Here is a 21307-nt window from a genome sequence, read left to right as displayed (position 1 = left end):
TCATAATGAAGGAGCGATGATGAAGTTTAATGATAATGTTGAGTTCATGGGCAAAGACTTTCTGTTAGAAAATGAAGCAGCCCGACGGCTTTATCATGAGCACGCAGCGATCATGCCGATTTGCGATTATCACTCGCACTTAGATCCAGTCGAAATAGCTCATAATACTCAGTTCGATAATTTAACCCAGCTATGGCTAAAAGGGGATCACTATAAATGGCGTGCAATGCGCTGCGCGGGTGTTGCTGAGCAGCGTATAACCGGAGATGTCAGTGACCGAGAACGCTTTCAAGCATGGGCGGAAACCGTACCCGACTGCTTAGGCAATCCACTCTATCATTGGACGCATCTTGAGCTTAAGAAGCCGTTAGGGATCGACAATATTCTCCTCTCTGCACAGACAGCTGAGGAGATATGGCACCTATCTAAACAGCGGCTAGCAACTCCACAGCTTAGTGCTCAAGGGATTTTGGAGCGCTTTAACGTGCGTACTATTTGTACCACGGATGATCCTGTGGATAGCTTGGAAACCCATCAACGGCACGCGAAGGCGAACACTGGGCCGACTATGCTGCCGACATTTCGAGCTGATGCGGTTCTCAAAATAGAACAGCCAGCGTTTGTCGATTATCTCGCTACGCTCGAAGTTGCCAGTGGCGTGACGATACAGCGTTTCGATGATTTGCTGGCTGCTCTGTACCAGCGTCTCGAACATTTCGAAAGTTTAGGTTGCTGCCTTTCCGACCATAGCCTTGAGAAGCCCGTTTTTGTTGAGCCTCCTGCAGCTTATGAGCTGGATCGGATACTCGACCGCAGAAAGCGCGGAAATGAACTGAGTAGTGGTGATGTGCACGGCTTTACCACAGCGGTGCTGCTATGGCTCGGTAAGGAGTATGCACGCCGGGGCTGGGTCATGCAGCTTCACATTGGCGCTTTGCGCGATTTAAGCCAGCGGGGGCGTCGTGACATAGGCGCTAACAGTGGTTTCGATGCGATTGGCGATATCACCTACGCAGAACCTTTAGCGGCGCTGTTGGATGCGCTGGATAGCCAGCATCAACTGCCGCGCACCGTGCTTTATAACCTTAACCCGCGGGATAACGAAATGCTCGCTGGGCTGGCCGGTTCCTTTCAAGGTGATGGAATCCCCGGAAAAGTGCAGTTTGGAGCCGCATGGTGGTTTAACGACCAGCGTGATGGCATGGAACGCCAGCTAACTACCCAGATGCAGTTTGGTTTGCTGCGCCACTTTGTGGGCATGCTGACTGATTCTCGTAGCCTTCTATCGTTTTCTCGTCATGAGTATTTTCGGCGTATTTTTTGCCAAATGCTGGGGACTCAAATGACCCGCGGCGAGTTACCCAACGATATTGACCGAGTTGGCGAGCTGGTTCGTGCGGTGTGCTACCACAATGTGCAGCGCTACCTATTTGAGCGTTAACTTCTTTTTACTTCTTGTGATGGATTTACCATGATCATTAGCGATGCATATTTAATCGTAACGTCCCCAGGCCGCAACTTTGTCACGCTGAAAATTGTTACCGAATCAGGAGTGTATGGGATCGGCGATGCCACATTAAATGGCCGCGAGCTGTCGGTGGTCGCCTACCTGGAAGAACATGTGTTACCAACATTGATTGGTCGCGATGCTAGCCGCATTGAAGATATCTGGCACTTTCTGTATCGCGGCGCTTACTGGCGGCGTGGTCCAGTAACGATGACGGCTATTGCCGCAGTGGACGTAGCCCTATGGGACATCAAAGCAAAGCTTGCGGGCATGCCGCTTTACCAGCTGTTGGGTGGTAAGAGTCGTGATCGGGTGATGGTCTACGGTCATGCGACAGGGCGTGATATTGAAGCGTGCCTAGAAGAGGTCGCCCGCCATGTGGATGAGGGCTACAGAGCGGTACGCGTTCAAGCTGGTGTGCCAGGCATTGCCAGCATCTATGGTGTCGCTAAAAAAGAGGGTGAACCCTATGAACCTGCAGATTCTGATTTGCCCGCAGAGCATGTGTGGAGTACCAGTAAATACTTAAACCATGTGCCTAAACTATTTGCCACCGTGCGTGAGCGCTTCGGCGATGATTTGCACGTGCTACACGATGTTCATCATCGCCTGACGCCCATCGAGGCTGCTCGTTTAGGCAAAGAAGTTGAGCCCTACCATCTCTTTTGGCTTGAAGATTGCGTACCGGCTGAGAACCAGGAGGCGTTTGGTCTTATCCGCCAGCACACCACCACGCCATTGGCGGTGGGCGAAGTCTTTAACAGCCTGTATGACGCCAAAGCGTTGATCGAGAATCAGTGGATCGATTATATCCGCGCCACTCTAACCCATGCCGGGGGGATCACCCATGTACGCCGCATCGCCGATTTGGCGGGTCTTTATCACGTGCGTACCGGCTTCCATGGGCCAACGGATCTTTCGCCGGTTTGCTTGGGGGCGGCGATTCACTTTGACACCTGGGTACCCAACTTCGGCATCCAGGAGTATATGCCGCATACCAGCGCTACTGACAAGGTATTCCCCCACGATTATCGCTTTGAAGATGGGCATTTCATTGTCGGCGAAAAGCCGGGGCATGGCGTCGATATCGATGAACAATTAGCCAAGCAATACCCCTATAAGCGCGCCAGCCTGCCGGTGAACCGGTTAGAAGACGGCACCTTGTGGCACTGGTGAAGGAGTTCATCTAGATGAAAGCATTCCAGGTAAAGGCGCCCCATGACTACCAGGTCGCGGAAGTTGATCCGCCCAAGGTGGCCGCTGGTGAAGCGTTGGTACGCGTAGCATTTGCCGGTATCTGCGGCTCGGATATGCACATTATCCATGGCGACAACGCCTTTGTGCGCTTTCCGCGCATCACCGGTCATGAGTTCGCCGGGGTAGTGGAGGCGGTAGGGGAAGGCGTGGCTGACGTAGCCGTTGGGGATCGCGTGTGCATTGACCCCGTTATCAGCTGTGGTGAGTGCTACCCCTGCCGGATTGGACGTCCCAACGTGTGCAGTTCGCTGGAAGTGATCGGCGTGCATCGCGATGGTGGTTTTGAAGAGTTTGTGGCCGTACCCGCGGCTAACGTACACCACCTACCCGAGCATATCGGGCTAGACGCCGCTGCCTTAGTTGAGCCTTATACCATTGCCGCCAACGTACTTGATCGTATGCAGCCGCATCCTGGTGATCGACTAATGATTCTGGGCGCCGGCGTTATTGGCCTTACGATCCTGCAAATGGCCCTGGCCAAGGGGATTGAAGAGGTCATCGTCACTGACGTTATTAACGAGCGGTTAGTGGCGGCAAAACAGCTTGGGGCAACGCAGGTATTTAATAGCCGCGAGCAGGATGTGGAAAAAGAGGTGCTTGCCTTAACCCAGGGGGAAGGCGTGCCGCTTATTGCCGATGCGGCATGCGTGCCAGCGCTGTTACCGCAAATGCTGCGTTTAGCGTCGCCAGCAGGGCGCATTGGTCTACTGGGCTTTAGCGTTCAGCCCAGCGAGCTAGTGCAGTTAGAGGTGATTAAGAAAGAGCTAACCCTGGTCGGGTCGCGGCTCAACAACCGTAAGTTTCCGGAGGTGCTAAAGCTAATGGCAAGTGGGCAGTTGGATCCGTTGGCGTTAGTCAGCCACCGGTTGCCGCTAAGCGACATGCCCAGCGCCATCGACATGCTTGATCACCGGCCAGAAGAGGCCCGCAAGGTGCTGATTCAAATCAGTGCTTGAGGGATGCTACTCCAACCCACGCCAACCCACGCGAAATTAATAGCTGCAATAAACAACTAACAACACCCGTGTGCAGGAGAAAGATAATGATCAAACAACTTATCACCAGCGCTGTTCTTGGGGCCGCCATGCTAGGCAGTCACTCACTAATGGCGGCAGACTTTACCCTGCGTTTTGGCCATTTAGCCAATGAGCAGAACATTTGGCACCAGGCCGCTGAGAAATTTAAACAGGAGGTCGAAGCAAACTCTGACGGGCAGATCGAAGTACGCCTCTATCCCAGTGAGCAGCTTGGGAACGAGATGGACGTGATCAACAGTATCCAACTGGGCACGGCGGATATGACTATTACCGGTGAAAGCTTACAGAACTGGGCGCCGAAAGCCGCGATGATGGCGGTACCGTACGCCTTTAGAGATTCCGAACACCTCCATGCCGCCGTTAACGGCGATATTGGTGCTGAGATTGAAGCGCAAATCACTGAACGCACTAACCTGGTACCTTTGGCGTGGTTTGAGCGTGGCCCCCGTGAGCTGACCTCCAATCGTCCTATCCGCACGCCTGATGAGCTGGATGGGTTACGTCTTCGCGTTCCTAACGTGCCGCTATTCGTTGATACATGGCAGGCAATGGGGGCACGTCCAACCCCAATGGCGTTTAGCGAAGTGTTCACTGCGCTGCAGCAAAACACCCTGGAAGGTCAAGAGAACCCGCTTAGTCTGATCGAAAGCGCCAGCTTTAATGAGGTGCAGGACTACGTCAACATGACCGGCCATGTGCGCAGCTGGATCTACGTGGTGATTGGCCGTAACCAGTTGGAAAGTATGCCGGAAGAACTTCAGCAAGTGGTGCGAGACGCTGCTCAAACGATGCAGGAGTATCAAGCCGAGCTTTTCGTTGATGACCAAGCACGTCTTGAGCAAGCGCTACAGGAGCGTGGCATGGAGTTCGTGGAAGTCGATGTCGATGCCTTTGCAGAGAAAGCTCGCCCCGCCGTGCTTGAGGCCTTAACCGAAGAGCAGCGTGAACTCTTTGACGCTATCCAAGACCTGTAAGCTCGGATTTGTGGTCAATTGATAATGACAATGGGCTGGCGTGCGCCAGTCCATTTTCTAACGATACAAGCAGCTTGCCCATGAGGATACGGTTATGAACTCGGGTCACAAAGCGCTTGAACAGCAAGCGTTGGAGAGTCTGGATTCAATGTCGGCGGTGCCTAAATTTAAAGGCCCCATTGGGCGTGTCATTGGCTGGGTGGACACGTGCTTTCTGACGTTGGCTGTTACGGCGCTGATTGCGATTGCCGCCACGGTACTGCTGCAAATTTGTTCACGGCTATTTTTGCCGTTTTCGATAGCCTGGACCGAAGAACTCTCGCGCTATCTGTTTATTTATATGGTGGCACTATCTGTTGGTGTGGTGCTGCGACAGAACCGAAACATCAGCGTTGAGCTTTTCCATCATCTACTGGCGCCGCGCATACAAGCAGCCTTTCAAGTGTTGATCTGTGCGCTGATTGGCCTGTTTGCCTTTTTGGTGCTGCCTTACGCTTGGCAGTATGCGCAAAACGGCGCTTGGCAAACCTCGCCAACGCTGCATGTTCCCATGCTGTATATCTTTTTCTCAACGGTAGTCACCTTTGCGCTTCTCCTGGTTTACAGCTTGCTGGGGTGTCTTGAGGGAATTATCGCAATGTGTCGCTCCTCTGCCTCCCTTCCGGAGTCGTAAGCATGGAAGTTATTATCCTCTTTAGCGTTTTCTTGGTTTTGCTCTTGGTGGGAATGCCCATTGCGTTTGCGCTGGGGTTAGCCTCGCTCTCTTATCTGCTGCTTGAAGGCATTTCATTAACCATCGTGCCGCAGCGCATGTATGCGGGTATCGACACCTTCGTGCTGCTGTGTATTCCCGGCTTTGTGCTGGCCGGCAATTTAATGAACGTGGGCAATATCACTGATCATATTGTGCGTTTTTCCAATGCTCTGTTAGGCCACATTCGCGGCGGTCTTGGCTTGGCCAATGTGGCAGGGTCGATGATTTTCGGTGGTATCTCCGGCACGGCGGTTGCAGATTCAGCCAGCATCGGTTCGGTGATGATTCCCGGTATGGCTCGCTCAGGCTATGACAAGCCGTTTGCTGCTGCGGTTACCGCCGCCTCGTCAACCGTTGGGCCGATTATACCGCCCAGCGTACCCATGATCATTGCCGGTTCGCTCAGCGGGATTTCGGTCGGACGGATGTTCCTGGCAGGTGCCGTACCGGGGCTTCTAATGGGCCTCGCCATGATGATTACGGTGTATATCCTGGCCGTTCGGCGTGGATATCCCAAAGAGCAGCGGGTACCGTTTTTGCAGCTGCTGCGCGAAGCCAAAACGGCCTTCTGGGCACTGCTGATGACTGTGATTATTCTCTACGGCATTATTGGCGGGTTCTTTACCCCTACCGAAGCTTCTATTGTGGCTTGCCTCTATGCCTTGGTCGTCGGCATGTATGTGTATAAAGGCCTGTCGTGGAAAAAGCTTCCGGCGATTTTGTCAGACACCGTATTAACCTCTTCGGCACTCCTGCTGATGGTGGGGTTAGCCAACCTGTTTGGCTGGATACTCACCAGTGAGCAGATCCCTCAGATGATAGCCTCACTGATTCTCTCCATTAGCGATAACCCGCTCATTGTTTTACTCATCCTTAACCTGATTCTTTTGTTTGTTGGCGCTTTTATGGAGACTATTGCCGCGCTGATTATTCTTTTCCCGGCCTTGGTGGGAGTCGCCACTGGCGTGGGTGTCGATCCGGTTCACTTTGCGGTAATCGCGGTGTTGAACCTGATGATTGGGCTGACAACCCCGCCGGTGGGGGTCTGCCTATTCGTGGTAGCGGGGATTGGCAAGCTACCTATGTTGACGGTGGCAAAAGCCATCGTGCCTTTTTTGCTGTGCAACTTGGCGGTACTGTTGTTGGTGACCTATGTCCCCGCGATTTCGCTTTGGTTGCCTAACTTGCTGATGGGAGAGTAGTTGATGATGGCTCCAAAGCTTATTGAAGCAAAGCCAAGAAGTGGTCGGATCGGGATTGTCCATCTGGGGTTAGGCGCTTTTCATCGTGCCCACCAAGCGGTCTATTTAGAACGTTATCGCCAACGCAGTGGCGATGGTGAGTGGGGCGTTTGCAGCGCGAATTTACGCTCTAGCGTTGGTTTAGTCGACGGCTTACGTGCGGCAGGGCAGCGCTATCATGTAGCGGAGTACGCCGATAGTGACAGCGTCACGCTGCGTGAAATTGGCGTTATTGAAGAGACGCTATTCTCGGGCCGTGATGGCGCGGACGAAGGTATGGATAGCTGGGGCCGAGACCGAGAGGCGCTCCTGGCGCGAATGGCGTCTGCGGATACCCGTGTCGTTACGTTAACAGTCACTGAGAAAGGCTACTTTTTAAACCCTGCCAGCGGTGAGTTGAGAGTCGATGACCCCATGATCATCGGCGATATAGCCTCGCCCCAGCAGCCACGTACCGCACCAGGGCTATTGGTGGAAGCGTTAGCTCGGCGGCATGAGGCTGGCATTGCCCCCTTTACCGTGCTCTCTTGCGACAATATGCCGGATAACGGTAAGCGGACTCGCCAAGCGGTGGTGCAACTGGCCGAGCATCGAGACGCAACGTTGGCCAGTTGGATTGCCAGTGAAGTGGCTTTTCCCTGCAGCATGGTGGATCGCATCGTCCCCGCGATGACCGACGCCGATTTTGAGCGCTTAGCGGCACTGGGCGTTACCGATCCAAACGCCGTGGTATGCGAAGCGTTCACGCAGTGGGTGGTTGAAGATAACTTCCCCCAGGGGCGACCCGGCTGGGAAGCTGAGGGGGTTGAGATGGTGGCAGATGTGGCGCCGTTTGAAATCATGAAGCTGCGCATGCTCAATGGCAGCCACTCCTTGCTTGCCTATCTTGGCGCGCTTGCAGGTATCGAAACGGTTTATGACGGCATCAATCACGTCGAGCTTCGGGCGCTGTTGCGCCGATATATGCTTGAAGAAGCGGCACCTACACTTGAGATGCCCGAGGGAATCGATTTAGACGCTTATGCTGACTCGCTGCTGGCACGCTTTGCCAATGACAGTTTGCGTCATCGTCTGCAGCAGATCGCTATGGATGGTAGCCAAAAGCTTCCACAGCGCTGGCTTTCCGGCGCGCTGGAACGTAGTGCCGCTGGTCAAACTTCGCCCTGCGTGGCGTTGGGGGTGGCGGCCTGGATTCGCTATACCGCGGGTCAAGACCTGCAAGGAAATAGTTACCTCGTGGATGATCCGCTAGCCAAGCGCTTTGCAGAGCTGCACCAGATGCATGGTAGCGATCCCCGCGCGCTGGTAGCGGCCTATTTAGCCATGGACGATGTGGTGCCAAACGCATTGGCACAAGACGATGCGTTTGCACAGGCGGTGCTGGTGGCATATCAAACACTCACCCAGGGCGGGTTGCGTGAGGCACTAGCGGGCTTATAATCCCGTTAAGTTCAAAACCCCACTGATTGAATCAATCAGTGGGGTTTTTTAGTGCGCACTAATGGCTAACGATTAGCGAGGTGCAGCGGGCGCTTCAGCGTTCGTGAGAGTCGGTTCGGGCACTTGCTCCATACGCTTGCGCTCTTGGTCAAGAATTGCCAGTGCCTGGGCAGAAGTCACGCGTGAAGCGGGCGTCGCTAGGCTTACAATCACACCCGCTACCAGCGCTACCAGCGCTACCAGCACCGCGGGGATGCTTGGATTACCCCAGAAGGCTGTCCAGTCGCTATTGGCAATAATCGTTAATGACGTCGCTGATGCGAAAATCAGCGTGGCGATGGCACCCTGCCAGTTATAACGCGGCCAGAAACGGCCCAGCATGGCACTCACAAACAGCCCTGAAAGAATCGTCGAGATCATGCGGGTGATGTAAGTGATGACATTGTCTGAGGCCAGCGCGAACAGCAGCGCCAGACCAATGGTTGCCACTAGCGCAATACGCGAGAAGCGCACTACATTTCGCGCTGAGGGCGTGCGGCCCGTTGCCCGCACATATAGATCGCGAATCAGCGTGGAAACACCGGCAATGGCATCGGAGCTCGCGCTAGACATCGTAGCGGAAAGACCCGCTACCAATAGCAGTAGTCCTAATCCTAGGGGCATAATTTCAGTGGCCAGGAAAGGGAAGGCGAAGTTGCTATTTTCAAGCCCAGGGTTAAGGGCGTGGGTGGCCATACCAATAATCGCGGGAATGATCGAAAAGCCCAGGTAAAGAACGCCGGTGATTAAGAACGAGCGGCGTACCGATTTGACTGATTTTCCTGAATAAATGCGCTGACGAAAGGAGGGTGTAGCAAGCACGCCAATGGCAATGACGGCAGCGAGTGACAGCGCTGGCAGCGCACCAATTTGACCAATACCTAGAAAGCTAGTGGCCCCCGCATCCATACCTGCCGTAAGGCCTGAGAAGCCGCCAACCTCCACTAGCGCCAGCACCGCCATCAAAATAAAACCCGCAAACAGTACAACCGCTTGAATGGTGTCAGTCCAGATAACCGCAAAATAACCCCCCACCACGCAGTAAATGCCGAAGCCTAACGCCACCAGAATACGTGCGGTGGTTAGATCGATATCCGCCATCCAGGAAAGGTAGAGACCACCGCCAAGAATATGTGCTCCCAGCCAGCCTATACAGGCAATATAGATAAGTAGCGCGACCACATTACGTACCAGCCGATTCGCACCGACGTAATAGGCGAGTTCCTCACTCATGGTCATAAAGCGAAGTTTACGTATGGGAGCAAAACAGACCGCGAGCAGTAGAATACCCACGGCGCCTCCAAGCCCGTATAAGGCACCCGCCCAGCCGTTGGCGTAACCGAACCCGAACCCAACGGCGCCCATGCTGGAGCCGGTGCCCACCATGGTCGCCACTGTAGTACCCACGGTAAGGAATAGCGGCACGCTTCGCCCACCGAGTAGGAAGTCGTCGCCGTTGCCCCGTTTGTGTCTTGAAATCCACCAGCCAAACACAATCATGGCGACAATGTAGAGCACGAAGGTAATAAGGAATAGTTGGCTGTTCATGTTAACCTCTTATCGTTGTTTATCCGGCCGTTGCCGCGGCCGAAGGTAGGCAATGGAAGCGATTACCGCGGGGCTTTTTATCCTAATCACGCGGTAATCTGGCGCTGCGCCCTTGCCGGGGTGCGGCGCTTTTTTTGGGTACTTAAAGCTGGGTGTCTAGACGCGATCAGCGCGGAAGCACTTCACGTCAACCTCGACTTTGCAATCCACCACCAAGTCTTGAACGCTGCAGATGCGTGCTGGTGGGTTGTCGCCAAAGACCTCCTTAAACACCTTGTTGAACGAGGTGAAATAGCGCGCATCGGTGAGCACGGTGGTGACATGCACGACGTCTTCAACACCGAAACCTGCTTCTTGCATAATGGCCAGGCAGTTATCGAAGGCGAGGCGGGTCTGCTCAACAATGCCGCCTTCAACGACTTCGCCGTCGGTCATGGGTGTTTGTCCGGAGACGTATAGCCAGCCACCTGCCTCTACGGCGCGGGCAAAGGGCAGCTTCTGACCGCCGGTGCCTACGCCGCCTTCCGTGCCGTATCGTGTAATGCTCATGATGTTTTCTCCTGGTTGGGTTGAAAGGTGGGGATCGATTGAGCAATACGCTCTGTTCTGCGCAGCATCCTGCCAGCGCGTTGGTCTGAAATGGCGCCGTGTTGATAGGCGATTTTGCCGTTCACTATGACCATTTCGATGCCTTTAGCGGCCGCAATGGGGGTCTCGTAATTGGCCGTATCTTCAAGAATCGTTAGATCAAAAAGAGTGAGGTCTGCGTAGGCGCCTATGCGGATCACGCCGCGATCCGTTAAACCGAAATTAGCCGCTGAAAGGCTGGTCATTTTGCGTACCGCTTCGGCCAGCGGCATTAGCTTTAAATCGCGGCTGTAGTGGGCCAGCACACGCGGAAAGGCTCCCCAAAGGCGTGGGTGGGGGTGCGGGTCGTTCGGTAATCCATCGGAACCGACCATGGAGAGCGGGTGCGCTAACACTTGCTGCATATCCGCTTCACTCATGTTGTGGTAAACCGCCCCCGCCGGCTGTAGCTGCTTGGCCGCATCTAACAGTGATACCCCCCATTCGGCGGCGATCTCTTTTAACGGGCGACGCGCCTGCTCAGGGTGCGGTGTCGACCAGGTAATGGTGATCTCAATCTCATCCGTGACCTGGCCCAGATCTAGAGTGGAGGAGCCTGCGGTGTAGGGGTAGCAGTCGCAGTGGGCATGCTGGTGCTGGGCGGCAGACTCCAATTTACCCAGCGCTTTACCAGCGCCTCCCCAATTGCCCGCGCCTGCGCATTTAAGGTGCGAGATCACCAGAGGCACCTGGCCATTGCGAGCGGTGGAAAATGCTTCGTCCATGGCACCCAGCAGGCCCGCAAACTCATCTCGAAGATGGGGGGTATATACGCCGCCTGATTGGCCAACGGCTGCCACCAGTGGGGCCATCTCGGCGGTCGGCGCGTGTATCGCGTTGCGATAGGCAAGCCCTGAGCTAAGCCCTAGGGCTCCCTCATCCAGCGCTTGGCTTAGCAACACTTCCATTTGTGCAATTTCTTCAGCAGTGGCAGGGCGGGCGAAGCTGTCCATCACCTGGCTGCGCAGACTCGTATGCCCCACCAAGGCGGCGACGTTAATACTGGGTGCGGCAGCGTCCACGGCATTGGCATAGGCGCTGAAGCTTGGGTAGCGAAAGTCCTCTAGCTTGCCCAGTAAATTCATGGGGTCGGGTACGTCGCGAGTGAGTGTCACGGGGCTCGCACTGATCCCACAGTTACCCACCACCACCGTCGTTATTCCTTGTGTCAGCTTCGGCAGCATCTCTGGGGTACGAATGACATTGGTGTCGTCGTGAGTGTGGACATCGATAAAACCAGGGGCCAGATAGCGCTCTTGGGCGTCAATAATGGTGGTAGCGGTGGCGTAGGGCATGTCACCGATGGCGCAGATACGCTCGCCTTGAATAGCCACATCGGCACAAAAATGGGCTTCGCCGGAGCCATCCAGTACGTTGGCGTTACGAATCAGCAGATCGTAAACCATCTTAATCTCCTAGTGGCTGGCGGTTGTCGCCACCGCGATGGTCATCGAGGCTAAGCTTGAGACGACGCAATTTAGTCCGTGAACGCTCACGGTGGCGCATGGCAAGTTCAAGCGCTAACACATCGATGACCGCCAGCATGGCGTAGCGGGAAGCTGAAGGGTGATAGATGAAGTCGGTTTCCCGAGAGGTAATCGGGAGCACAATGTCGGATGTATCGGCTAAAGGAGAATTCAGGGCGGTGATGGCAATCACTTTTGCGCCGTACTGCCTGGCAATTTGTGCCGACTCCACCATCTCCGGGGTATAGCCAGTGACCGATAGCACAACCACTACGTCATTTGGCTCAAGGGTTGACGCTACCATGCGGGGTAAGAGTGCTTGAGGGTAAGCGCAGATCGCATAGCCAAGACGGACTAAACGGAATTGAAACTCTTGGCAGAGAATGCTGGAACCGCCCCCTGCGCCAAATACCAATATCTGGCGCGCTTTATCCAGCTGTTCGACAGCGCCTGCCACATCGGCCTGGGCGAGCAAATCACGGTTAAGCGCGAGGGTTTGCGTGGCAATGTCATACACCACGCTTGAGCTGTCTTCGGGTGTCGCTTCTTGTATAAAACGGCGACCTGCTGCTAAAGCGCGTGTTAAGCGCGTTTTTAAGTCGCGCACGTTAGTACAGCCGATAGCGCGTGCAAATCGGGTGACACTGGCATCGCTTACTCCGGCGCGCTGGGCGATGTCACCGATGCTTGCTTCGGTGACAAACTCGATGTCAGCAAATATCAGCTCGGCGACTTTTTTTTCAGCTTCACGCAAGGCAGCAAAGTCAGTGGTAATACGTGACAAAATGTCGATTTCCTGGCTCACCGTGGACTCCTAATGGTTGCCTGATTTAAAAAGTATGTTAGTTTCTAACCTTAAGTCAATAGTTGTGAAAGTATCTAACATCGATGCTTTATTAAAAAAGAGGATATGGGCGAATGCAGACAATGGCGTTAGCGATGGATAAAGGCGGTGAGGAATTGGGATCAAACCTGCTATCAGGTGTCAGCCTTCCCGCCGCCGTGGTGCATGAAGGCCCACTGGCTCATAACGTAGAGTGGATGCAACGATTCGCAGAGGCTCACGGTGCTCGCTTGGCGCCCCATGGCAAAACCACCATGACGCCCGCGCTTTTCCATCGTCAGCTTCAGGCGGGTGCGTGGGGGATCACCCTTGCCACTGCGCCCCAGTGTCGTGCTGCCTTCGCCAATGGCGTTACCCGAATATTGATGGCGAACCAACTGGTGGGTCAGGCAAATATGGCCATTATCGCCAGTCTGCTCGAACAGGGCGCTGCGTTTTATTGTGTGGTCGATAGCCATGAGAATGCGCGCCAGCTCGGGCGCTTTTTTGCTGAGCGGGGCTTGACGTTATCGGTGCTTATTGAGATAGGCGTGGAGGGTGGCCGCTGTGGCTGCCGCAATCAGCAGCAAATTCTTTCGCTGGCGGAGGTGATTGCTAGTGAACCAGCACTTTCTCTGGTGGGCCTGGAGGGCTATGAGGGTGTGGTTCACGGGGATAATCCCGAATCCGGTATTCGTACCTATGCTAAATACCTGGTGGATGTTGCCGTAGAGCTCGAAGCTGCTGGACGCTTTGCTGAAGAGAACCCGATTGTCACCGCGTCAGGTTCCGCCTGGTATGACGTGATTGCGGAGGCTTTTCAGGGCGCACCACTTCAGGGGAGATTTACCCCCGTGCTACGCCCAGGTTGCTACATCGTCCACGACCATGGGCTTTATCGTGAAGCGCAATCAGCGGTATTAGGCCGCCGGCCGGATTTGCAGCAGGGGCTTGAGCCTGCCCTGGAAGTCTTTGCCCAGGTGCAGTCGCTTCCCGAACCTGGGCTTGCCATTGTAGCGCTAGGTAAGCGTGATATCGGTCATGACCAGCTACCTATTGCCCTGCGTCGTTTCCGGGAAGCCGGTGAGCCCTCTCAGTCAATGTCAGTTGCTGGCTGGGAGGTGACAAAAATTATGGATCAGCACACCTTTGTGCGCCTTCCGGAAGGGGCTCAAGATGTCGAGGTCGGTGATATTGTCGCCTTTGGCGCCTCTCATCCCTGTTTAACCTTCGATAAATGGCGCCAGATACTGTTAGTGGATGATCAACTAAACGTTAAAGAGCGTATGGCGACCTACTTTTAGAGTGTTGTTATAGAGAACGCCGTTATAGAGAACATCATTTAGCTCGTTGTACCTGCTGGTAGGCGCCCACCAATAGCCAGTGTCAGGGCGTCTGCCAGTTCCCCTAGCTGTTCCCGACAGCGGTCGATTCTGGGAACTTCCCGATGCATCGCTTCTGGAATCAGAGTGAGATAAGGGATGGTGATAACGGCTTCGATAACGTCATGAACCCCAAAGACGGGGAAGCTGATATTCGTTAACCCTTGGACTTGAGGGCTTGGCCCCACGTGGTAGCCCTGCTGGCGAATCGGATCAAATAGGGCCCGCGTTCGGTCAACCTCTTGTTGCGTTGCATCGCTGGCGGCGAGAATGCGCTCCCGGCGTGGCTCATCCAGAAAGGCCAGCATGACGGCCCCAGAACCGGAGCCGCATATATCGATGTTGGCCCCCAGACGCAGCCCAAAGCCCATCTTGTCGGGGTTTTCGTACTGGGCCACTACCAATAGATGGCCAGGACGAGCAACGCTAAGATGACACGACTGGGAGATTTCATGGCATAGCTCTTCCATGCGCGGTAGTGCGGCCTGTACTAACCGCTTGGTGGGCGGGAAGCGGTGGGCCATCTCAAACATCTTTAGCGTTAGCTGATAGCGGCTACCGCTATCATCCATGCTGACGTAGCCACGATCCCGCAGCACCATCAGCATGCGGTACATCTCATTGGTTTTACGACCGATCTGCTCGGCAATCGCTTGGGTGCTTAGCGGTTGGGGAGATTGGGCAAGCAGCTCCAAAATATCCAACCCTTTCTCTAAGGCAGGGGCGTGGTACTGCGTTTCAGCCTTCTCCTTCATTCAAGCTCCCTTACGTGATTGCCAATCGCTCGTTGCTCGTGGCGTTAACCAAAACGCTTGGTTAGCGTGCCAGCCAGCCGCCGTCTACCGCCAGGGTATGTCCATGCACGTAGCGGGCGGCATCGGAGCATAAGAATATCACAGCGCCGGCTAAGTCTTCTGGCGTGCCCCAGCGTCCGGCGGGGATTCGGCCAAGAATTTCAGCATGGCGCTGGGGATCGTCGCGCAATGCTTGGGTGTTGTCGGTGGCCATATAGCCAGGGGCGATGCCATTAACGTTGATGTCATGGCCCGCCCACTCATTGGCGAGCAGGCGCGTTAGACCGAGAATGCCGCTTTTGCTGGCGGTGTAGGAGGGCACACGAATGCCGCCCTGAAACGACAGTAATGAAGCGATATTGACGATCTTGCCCGGTGCTTTGCGCTCGATAAGGTGTTTGGCAACCTGCTGTGCGAGAAAGAAAGCGGCTTTCAAGTTAACATCAACGACGTCATCCCAATCTTGCTCTGAAAATTCAACGGCTGCTGCCCGACGAATAATCCCCGCATTGTTGACCAGGATATCCACCTTGCCCGCTTGCGCGATCGCCTGTGAGACAATCTCGCTAGGCGCTTGGCTGCCCAGCTCAGCGGTAATGTCGTAAAACTGGCGCCCTAGGGCCTCGACCTGCTGGCGGGTGTCATCAGCAGGGCTGCGGTTGACCCCCACGATATCGGCACCCGCCTGTGCCAGTGCAATGGCAATTCCCTGGCCCAGCCCTTTGTTGCAACCAGTCACCATGGCAACTTGGCCGTTCAGCGAAAATAGCTTCATTGGTCACTCTCCCTGGGTAGTGGTTTAGCGCAGCTCTTTAGAAGCGATAAAGTCCATATCATCGTAGGTCAGGTTTTCACCGCACATACCCCAAATAAAGGTGTAGCGGCGAGTGCCAAAGCCGCAGTGAATCGACCAGCTGGGGTGAATCACGGCTTGTTCGTTGGCAACCACGATATGCCGGGTCTCTTGGGGTTTGCCACACAGGTGGAACACCACATCGTCTTCACTCAAGTCAAAGTAGAAGTACACTTCCATGCGCCGTTCGTGGGTATGGCAGGGCATGGTGTTCCACATACTGCCGGGCTCTAACTGGGTAAGTCCCATGGAGAGCTGGCAGGTATCCAGTACATCGGTATGCAGGTACTTATTGATGGTACGCACATTGCCGGTTTCAGGGTCACCAAGGCTGGTGGGCGAGGCATCTTGCGGGCGGATATGGCGAAGCTGGTAACGTACATGGGCAGGCGTTGAGTTGATATAAAAGCGCGCAGGCTTGGTCGCATCGAGGCTCTCAAAGCTGACCTCACGGCTCTCTTTGGGAATATACAGGCCGTGGTGGGTGCCTAACTCGACCGTTTCACCGTCGACAGTAATGCGCCCGGGCGCGCCAATGTTGATAACGCCCATTTCCCGCCGCTCTAGAAAATAGTCAACGCCAAGTTCTTTGCCACCGCTCAGGGTAAGCGGTGAATCAGTGGGTACCGCGCCACCAACAATAATGCGGTCAACGTGGCTGTAGGTTAGCGACAGTTGGCCTGGCACCATAATCTTGGTGACCAGCATTTTGTCACGCAGGCCCTGGGTATCGAGGGTTTTAAAATGATCGCTATGAAGCGCTTGGCGAATATCCATACGAATTTCCTTTAATAGTAAAAGTAAATGGGCTCACGAGAACAGCGTGAGCGGCCACAGGGTGATAGCCGGAAAGGTAATGACCAGCAGCATCACCAGGAGGTTTGCGAGCAGAAACGGTAGGGCGCCGCGGAAAATACGCCCAATCGAGAGGCCTGTGATGGATGAGCAGACGTTCAGGCACATGCCCACCGGCGGCGTGACCAAGCCAATAGCCAAGCCACTGATCAACAGGACACCAAACTGCACAGGTGAAATATTGGCCAGGGCAAGCACCGGCAGCACCACTGGGGTAATCAGCAAAATCGCGGGGGTCACATCAATAAAGGTGCCGATCAGTAGCACGGCAGCTGCAATCACCAGCAGGAGCAATATCGGGGTAAGATCCAGCCCGCCTAAAAAGCCTGCCAACAGCTGGGGAATCTGCTCCATCGTGAGAATCCACACGTACAGCTGGCTCATGGCAATAATGACCATCACCGTTGCGCTGGTCATTACGGCAGAGCGAAACAGTGCGGGCAGTTCATGCAGTTTGAGGCTTTTAAATACCACCAATGCTAGAAACAGCGCATAGCCCACGCCTAACGCGGCGGACTCAGTGGCTGTAGCGACACCGCCGACCACTGCACCCACTACAAACAGAGGAATTAATAGCGCGAGTACCGCACGCTGAATCACCTGGCGGCGCTGTTGCGGGTTTAATCCTGCGTGGGCACGGGGGTAGCCTTGACGACCGGCCATTAGCGCAATGATGCCCATCATCAGCAGGCCAATGAGTAAACCTGGCACAAGGCTCGCCATAAACATGGTGCCGATAGACTGCTGCGCGGTAACAGCGTAGATCACCATGGGCACACTGGGAGGAATGATCATGCCCATGGTGGAAGATGCCACGGTAATACCGCTGGCGGTTTCTACGCTGTATCCCTTGCGTGCCATCTCAGGAATCATGGCGGAACCCACCGATGCCGTATCAGACACAGAAGAGCCCGATATGCCGCCAAAGATCATCGATGTCGAGATATTGACGTGCCCCAGCCCACCTGGAAAACGGCCTACCAACATCAAACAGAAGTCGATCAAGCGAGCGGTAATGCCTGAGGCGTTCATCACCAGCCCCATCAAAATGAACAGCGGCAGGGCAATCATGGTGTACAGATCCATACCGGACAGTACCCGCTGGGGAAGCACGCCAATCAAGCTTGGCTGCATGATCAAGAAGTAGACCAGCCCCGAAAGCCCTAGGGAATAGGCGATGGGCACCCCAATCAACAGCAGCACCATCAGGCTAACAAGCAGTAAAATCATGCCTGGCCCTCCTGCGCGTCTTCTCGTTGAGCTGAGGGGCGCTCTCCACCCACTAGCACCGCCAAGGAAAACAGAATGACCAGTAGCGCGCCAATGGGGACACTGATTTGCACTACCCAATTAGGCACATCCAGCACGGCGGAGCGGAAACGACCCACTTGCCCAATCCAGCTGATACTGAGCCATGCCAAATAGCCATTGAATAGCATCACAAGACAGTGGCGTAAGCGGTTCAGCCAGACGGCTATTGCCGAAGGCAGTGCATCCACAAGCACACTGATACGGATATGCTCGCCGCGCAAAATGGCGACCGATGCCCCCAGTGCGGTGGAATACACAAATAGAAAGCGCATCACCTCTTCAGCACCGGCAAAGCCAATGCTGAATACGTAGCGCAGTATCACCAGTGCCAAGCAGAGCAGGAAAACCGCCGCAATCAATGCGGCGATCAGATTTTCCAGCAGGCTAGCGAAGCGGCGCATTACCCGCATCAAGGCGGTATCTTCCGCCATCGGCTGCGCCAGTGGAGGTGGATTCATTACTCCAATACCTCGGCTTGATCGGTCAGCGCGAGCACTTGCTCTAACTGCTCCTGGCTAAAGTCACCACGCTCAACAAAGTGCTCCCAGACAGGAACGACGGCATCTACGAAGCCTTGGCGGTGTTCGTCGGCGATGTCATTAATGCTCATGTGCTCGCCCAGTGTTTCGAGGTAGTTGGCTTCGGAGGCTAGCCAAATTTCGTTGGAGCGGGTCATCGTCTCCTGAGCGACGTCGTCGACGATCAACTGCAGCTCTTCAGGTAGCTGGTCGTACCACTGGGCGCTGATAAAGAAGGGATCAGGATGGATTTGCCAGTTCAGTAATGACATGTACTCCTGAGCTTCATGGAACTTCATATCGGCGATATTGGAGGGCGGGTTTTCTTGCCCATCGACCACCCCTGTGCGCAGCGCCATATAGGTCTCGGTGTAAGGCACTTGCTGGGGGGATGCTCCCAACGCTTCAAATGCCCGCAGCGTGGGTGCCAGTGGCGGGGTGCGAATCTTCAAGCCACGGAGGTCATCAACTTGATTAACGGCGCGAACGTTATTGGTTAACTGGCGCATGCCACCTGCAACGCCGGTTACCGGTATATGCAGCTGGCTTTCTCGTGCGCCTTCATTAATGGCCTGACCAAGCTCGCCCTCCATCACGTCAATAGCCTGTTCTGGCGTGGTGAACAGGAACGGCATGGTATAGATCAGATAGGCGGGGTTAGCTTGGGCAAACAAACCACCGCGATAGCCCTGAATAAGCCCCATTTGGACTTGCTGAAGTACGTCCTCCTCCTTCCCCAGGGTGCCATTGAAATAGAGTTCGACAGCGATACGCCCATCACTGCGCTCTTCAAGCGCTTCTTTGAAGTAGCGCATGGACTCAGAGCGTGGCGCCTCATCGGTTTGCGAATGAGCGTACTTGAAGGTGAAATCGGCAGCTTGAAGCGATGTGGTGAAGCCAATAGCGAGGCTGGCCATCATTAAGTGGGTTAGGCGCATGGAAGGTTCTCCGTTTTATTGTGATGTTTTTGTTGCGATGCGATGGTTGTTTTCTCAAATATAAAATCTGTTTTTATATTTGATGTAAGGCCAAGCTTAACGTCATTCCTGCATAGGTCAATGCTTGGGCTATGCGACATTGGTCGCGATACAGAGAGAGGGGGTTATAAGCACGCAGGCGGTATCGTCGGCAGGCACGGGAAACATGCCTGACGAGAGCCGATGTTGGAGAGTTGAGGGGCGGCGGTTAAGCAGTTAACTAAGCAACCGCGATCAGAGGTTTAGCCGCGCAATAGCGGAGGGAAGCTCGCTGGCGTGGTGGATACCAATCGCCCCTTCGGGGGTGAGTTCTTCATTAGGGAAGTGGTTGAGGTGAATCACGTGCATGCCCGCCGCTAGCCCTGCTTCCACACCCACCGCCGCGTCATCGATCACCACGCACTGCTGAGGAACATGGCCCATAGCGGCGGCGGCCTTACGATACAGCTCGGGGTCGGGTTTCCAGACGTTGAGGGTATAGGCGCTAAAGAGCTTGTCAGCAAAGTGATGGCCTAGTTCGGTGCTTTCCAGCGCACAACGAATTTTGCGCTCGGGGCCATTAGAGACCACGGCCTTGGGGTGGCTACTTAACTGTTCCAGCGCGGCGACCATACCAGGAATCGCCACCAGCTCGGCACGCATACGGGCTTCCATACGCGCCCGCATACCTGCCTCAAGCTGGGAAAATGCATCTTCTGCTAATGTTTGAAAACGCTTTTCCAGGGTTTGGACGATCGTCTGGAAACGCACCCCGCGAAATTCATCCATATACTGACGCGCTGAAAAGGGTAAGCCGAACTCGGGAAGAATATCCCCCATTACCTCGGCAAGCAGTATTTCGCTGTCCACCAGGGTGCCATCGCAATCGAACAGTAAGCATAGGGGCGTGGCAGGCTTCATTGATAGGTTTCCTCGTTGACTAAGCTAATTGGCCGCTCACCCTGGAGTGCTAGACGAATATTATCCACCGCTCGCTGGGCCATGGCGTCGCGGGTTTCATGGGTTGCAGAGCCGATATGCGGCAGGGCGACCACATTGGGCATCTTCGTCAGCGGTGACGCAGCGCGTAGTGGCTCCTGCTCAAATACATCCAGCCCTGCTGCTTGAATAACGCTGGTTTCCAAGGCGTGTATTAAGGCGCTTTCATCGACGACTTTGCCGCGGGCGATATTGATAAAAATGCCTGAAGGCTTCATCAGCGCAAACTCTTGGGCACCGATCAAATGCTCGGTCTCGGCGGTAAGCGGCACAGTGACACAGACGAAATCGGCTTCAGCCAATAGCTCGTTGAGTTCGCGGCGCTGCGCACCAAGCTCACTCTCTAAATCGGGCTTGGGTGAAGCGTTGGAGTAGAGCACCTGCATACCAAAGCCCAGGGCTCCGCGCCTGGCAACGGCTTGACCGATGCGCCCAAACCCCACCATGCCTAGGGTTTTGCCATGCACATCGCTGCCAAACAGTGCCGGGCCAATGCTGGCTTGCCATTTGTCCGCTTTGACCCACTCGGCTAGTTCAACCACCCGGCGCGCCGCGGCCATGATCAACGCAAAGCCGGTGTCGGCAGTGGTTTCGGTAAGCACATCAGGCGTATTGCACAGCATAATGCCGCGCTTAGTAAGTTCATCAACAGGGATGTTGTCGTAGCCAACAGAGATGGTCGCGATGACTTTCAAGTTGGGCGCTGCGTCCAGCAACTGGGGGGTAATGGCTAAGCCGGAACCGATAATGCCGTGTGTCTCCGCTAATAGAGCGCGATTTTCAGGGGCATCAAGCGAGCTGGTTTTCGGCAACACATCCACTTCAAACAAATCGCTAAGTTCAGTCTGTTGAGCGTCGCTGAGTCGTCCTTGAATCACTAGACGTTTTTTCATTGTTATCTCCATGGTGAAAAGCCTGTTATCTAA

At 54.8% G+C, this 21307-nt stretch carries 20 protein-coding genes; 8 read left to right on the top strand and 12 right to left on the bottom strand.

The genetic code is table 11. The annotated features are described in order from the left end of the window. The first annotated feature begins 19 nt into the window (after window positions 1–19). The 7 genes from uxaC to HALA3H3_RS23830 all read left to right on the top strand — a co-directional run bounded on the left by uxaC (window position 20) and on the right by HALA3H3_RS23830 (window position 8210). Window positions 20–1441, top strand: coding sequence for a glucuronate isomerase (uxaC, locus tag HALA3H3_RS23860; protein WP_022524050.1), 1422 nt, complete (start codon window positions 20–22; stop codon window positions 1439–1441). 30 nt (window positions 1442–1471) lie between these two features. After that, on the top strand, window positions 1472–2683 hold the full coding sequence (manD, locus tag HALA3H3_RS23855; protein ID WP_022524049.1) for a D-mannonate dehydratase ManD: 1212 nt from the start codon (window positions 1472–1474) through the stop codon (window positions 2681–2683). A gap of 14 nt (window positions 2684–2697) precedes the next feature. Then, a complete protein-coding gene (locus HALA3H3_RS23850; RefSeq protein WP_009287704.1) occupies window positions 2698–3720 on the top strand; it encodes a Zn-dependent oxidoreductase in 1023 nt (340 codons plus the stop codon). A gap of 86 nt (window positions 3721–3806) precedes the next feature. Continuing rightward, window positions 3807–4775 carry a TRAP transporter substrate-binding protein gene (locus tag HALA3H3_RS23845; RefSeq protein ID WP_022524048.1) on the top strand — a complete coding sequence of 323 codons (969 nt, stop codon included), beginning with the start codon at window positions 3807–3809 and terminating at the stop codon, window positions 4773–4775. A gap of 94 nt (window positions 4776–4869) precedes the next feature. After that, a complete protein-coding gene (locus tag HALA3H3_RS23840; protein ID WP_022524047.1) occupies window positions 4870–5448 on the top strand; it encodes a TRAP transporter small permease in 579 nt (192 codons plus the stop codon). A 2-nt stretch (window positions 5449–5450) separates the two neighbouring features. Continuing rightward, window positions 5451–6731, top strand: a complete 1281-nt coding sequence (locus tag HALA3H3_RS23835; protein WP_022524046.1) for a TRAP transporter large permease — start codon at window positions 5451–5453, stop codon at window positions 6729–6731. 3 nt (window positions 6732–6734) lie between these two features. Then, window positions 6735–8210, top strand: coding sequence for a mannitol dehydrogenase family protein (locus HALA3H3_RS23830; RefSeq protein ID WP_022524045.1), 1476 nt, complete (start codon window positions 6735–6737; stop codon window positions 8208–8210). A 72-nt stretch (window positions 8211–8282) separates the two neighbouring features. On the opposite strand, the gene HALA3H3_RS23825 is transcribed toward HALA3H3_RS23830, so the two are convergent. From HALA3H3_RS23825 to HALA3H3_RS23810, 4 genes are all read right to left on the bottom strand, one after another. Continuing rightward, the gene (locus tag HALA3H3_RS23825) at window positions 8283–9797 is read right to left on the bottom strand and encodes a sodium:solute symporter family protein (RefSeq protein WP_022524044.1); all 1515 of its coding nucleotides are present in this window, start codon (window positions 9795–9797) and stop codon (window positions 8283–8285) included. A gap of 156 nt (window positions 9798–9953) precedes the next feature. Next, the gene (locus tag HALA3H3_RS23820) at window positions 9954–10346 is read right to left on the bottom strand and encodes a RidA family protein (protein WP_022524043.1); all 393 of its coding nucleotides are present in this window, start codon (window positions 10344–10346) and stop codon (window positions 9954–9956) included. Continuing rightward, window positions 10343–11830: an N-acyl-D-amino-acid deacylase family protein gene (locus tag HALA3H3_RS23815; protein WP_022524042.1), complete on the bottom strand. Its 1488-nt coding sequence runs from the start codon at window positions 11828–11830 to the stop codon at window positions 10343–10345. Before HALA3H3_RS23815 ends, HALA3H3_RS23820 begins: the two co-directional genes overlap by 4 nt. A gap of 1 nt (window position 11831) precedes the next feature. Then, complete coding sequence (locus tag HALA3H3_RS23810; RefSeq protein WP_009287708.1) at window positions 11832–12695, bottom strand: MurR/RpiR family transcriptional regulator; 864 nt, start codon at window positions 12693–12695, stop codon at window positions 11832–11834. Between the two features lie 113 nt (window positions 12696–12808). Between HALA3H3_RS23810 and HALA3H3_RS23805 the strand changes: the two genes are divergently transcribed. Then, window positions 12809–14017, top strand: a complete 1209-nt coding sequence (locus tag HALA3H3_RS23805; protein WP_022524041.1) for an amino acid deaminase — start codon at window positions 12809–12811, stop codon at window positions 14015–14017. A gap of 38 nt (window positions 14018–14055) precedes the next feature. Here HALA3H3_RS23805 and HALA3H3_RS23800 read toward each other — a convergent pair whose 3' ends face one another. The 8 genes from HALA3H3_RS23800 to HALA3H3_RS23765 all read right to left on the bottom strand — a co-directional run bounded on the left by HALA3H3_RS23800 (window position 14056) and on the right by HALA3H3_RS23765 (window position 21274). Next, window positions 14056–14850 (bottom strand): IclR family transcriptional regulator, encoded by a 795-nt coding sequence (locus HALA3H3_RS23800; protein WP_022524040.1) that lies wholly within the window; start codon window positions 14848–14850, stop codon window positions 14056–14058. A 61-nt stretch (window positions 14851–14911) separates the two neighbouring features. Further along, window positions 14912–15664: a 2-dehydro-3-deoxy-D-gluconate 5-dehydrogenase KduD gene (kduD, locus tag HALA3H3_RS23795; protein WP_022524039.1), complete on the bottom strand. Its 753-nt coding sequence runs from the start codon at window positions 15662–15664 to the stop codon at window positions 14912–14914. 24 nt (window positions 15665–15688) lie between these two features. After that, window positions 15689–16519, bottom strand: coding sequence for a 5-dehydro-4-deoxy-D-glucuronate isomerase (gene kduI / locus HALA3H3_RS23790; protein WP_022524038.1), 831 nt, complete (start codon window positions 16517–16519; stop codon window positions 15689–15691). A gap of 33 nt (window positions 16520–16552) precedes the next feature. Then, window positions 16553–17827, bottom strand: a complete 1275-nt coding sequence (locus HALA3H3_RS23785) for a TRAP transporter large permease (RefSeq protein WP_022524037.1) — start codon at window positions 17825–17827, stop codon at window positions 16553–16555. Further along, window positions 17824–18366: a TRAP transporter small permease gene (locus HALA3H3_RS23780; RefSeq protein WP_022524036.1), complete on the bottom strand. Its 543-nt coding sequence runs from the start codon at window positions 18364–18366 to the stop codon at window positions 17824–17826. Before HALA3H3_RS23780 ends, HALA3H3_RS23785 begins: the two co-directional genes overlap by 4 nt. Then, window positions 18366–19364, bottom strand: coding sequence for a TRAP transporter substrate-binding protein (locus HALA3H3_RS23775; RefSeq protein WP_022524035.1), 999 nt, complete (start codon window positions 19362–19364; stop codon window positions 18366–18368). The genes HALA3H3_RS23780 and HALA3H3_RS23775 overlap by 1 nt, the downstream gene beginning before the upstream one ends. Before the next feature lie 273 nt (window positions 19365–19637). Then, on the bottom strand, window positions 19638–20303 hold the full coding sequence (locus tag HALA3H3_RS23770; protein WP_022524034.1) for an HAD family hydrolase: 666 nt from the start codon (window positions 20301–20303) through the stop codon (window positions 19638–19640). Continuing rightward, on the bottom strand, window positions 20300–21274 hold the full coding sequence (locus HALA3H3_RS23765; protein WP_022524033.1) for a 2-hydroxyacid dehydrogenase: 975 nt from the start codon (window positions 21272–21274) through the stop codon (window positions 20300–20302). The genes HALA3H3_RS23770 and HALA3H3_RS23765 overlap by 4 nt, the downstream gene beginning before the upstream one ends. Between the last annotated feature and the right edge of the window lie 33 nt (window positions 21275–21307).

It is taken from the genome of Halomonas sp. A3H3, from assembly GCF_000982975.1.
Classification (GTDB): domain Bacteria; phylum Pseudomonadota; class Gammaproteobacteria; order Pseudomonadales; family Halomonadaceae; genus Vreelandella; species Vreelandella titanicae.
This window is presented reverse-complemented; position numbering and strand designations above follow the sequence as displayed.

Bases quoted from the DNA above. Each gene is read 5' to 3' on its own strand.
- HALA3H3_RS23775 (WP_022524035.1), bottom strand. From the start codon at position 19,364: ATGCGCCTAACCCACTTAATGATGGCCAGCCTCGCTATTGGCTTCACC.
- kduD (WP_022524039.1), bottom strand. From the start codon at position 15,664: ATGAAGCTATTTTCGCTGAACGGCCAAGTTGCCATGGTGACTGGTTGC.
- HALA3H3_RS23815 (WP_022524042.1), bottom strand. From the start codon at position 11,830: ATGGTTTACGATCTGCTGATTCGTAACGCCAACGTACTGGATGGCTCC.
- manD (WP_022524049.1), top strand. From the start codon at position 1,472: ATGATCATTAGCGATGCATATTTAATCGTAACGTCCCCAGGCCGCAAC.
- HALA3H3_RS23840 (WP_022524047.1), top strand. From the start codon at position 4,870: ATGAACTCGGGTCACAAAGCGCTTGAACAGCAAGCGTTGGAGAGTCTG.
- HALA3H3_RS23845 (WP_022524048.1), top strand. From the start codon at position 3,807: ATGATCAAACAACTTATCACCAGCGCTGTTCTTGGGGCCGCCATGCTA.
- HALA3H3_RS23780 (WP_022524036.1), bottom strand. From the start codon at position 18,366: ATGAATCCACCTCCACTGGCGCAGCCGATGGCGGAAGATACCGCCTTG.
- kduI (WP_022524038.1), bottom strand. From the start codon at position 16,519: ATGGATATTCGCCAAGCGCTTCATAGCGATCATTTTAAAACCCTCGAT.
- HALA3H3_RS23800 (WP_022524040.1), bottom strand. From the start codon at position 14,850: ATGAAGGAGAAGGCTGAAACGCAGTACCACGCCCCTGCCTTAGAGAAA.
- HALA3H3_RS23770 (WP_022524034.1), bottom strand. From the start codon at position 20,303: ATGAAGCCTGCCACGCCCCTATGCTTACTGTTCGATTGCGATGGCACC.
- HALA3H3_RS23830 (WP_022524045.1), top strand. From the start codon at position 6,735: ATGATGGCTCCAAAGCTTATTGAAGCAAAGCCAAGAAGTGGTCGGATC.
- uxaC (WP_022524050.1), top strand. From the start codon at position 20: ATGAAGTTTAATGATAATGTTGAGTTCATGGGCAAAGACTTTCTGTTA.
- HALA3H3_RS23765 (WP_022524033.1), bottom strand. From the start codon at position 21,274: ATGAAAAAACGTCTAGTGATTCAAGGACGACTCAGCGACGCTCAACAG.
- HALA3H3_RS23820 (WP_022524043.1), bottom strand. From the start codon at position 10,346: ATGAGCATTACACGATACGGCACGGAAGGCGGCGTAGGCACCGGCGGT.
- HALA3H3_RS23805 (WP_022524041.1), top strand. From the start codon at position 12,809: ATGCAGACAATGGCGTTAGCGATGGATAAAGGCGGTGAGGAATTGGGA.
- HALA3H3_RS23785 (WP_022524037.1), bottom strand. From the start codon at position 17,827: ATGATTTTACTGCTTGTTAGCCTGATGGTGCTGCTGTTGATTGGGGTG.
- HALA3H3_RS23825 (WP_022524044.1), bottom strand. From the start codon at position 9,797: ATGAACAGCCAACTATTCCTTATTACCTTCGTGCTCTACATTGTCGCC.
- HALA3H3_RS23850 (WP_009287704.1), top strand. From the start codon at position 2,698: ATGAAAGCATTCCAGGTAAAGGCGCCCCATGACTACCAGGTCGCGGAA.
- HALA3H3_RS23835 (WP_022524046.1), top strand. From the start codon at position 5,451: ATGGAAGTTATTATCCTCTTTAGCGTTTTCTTGGTTTTGCTCTTGGTG.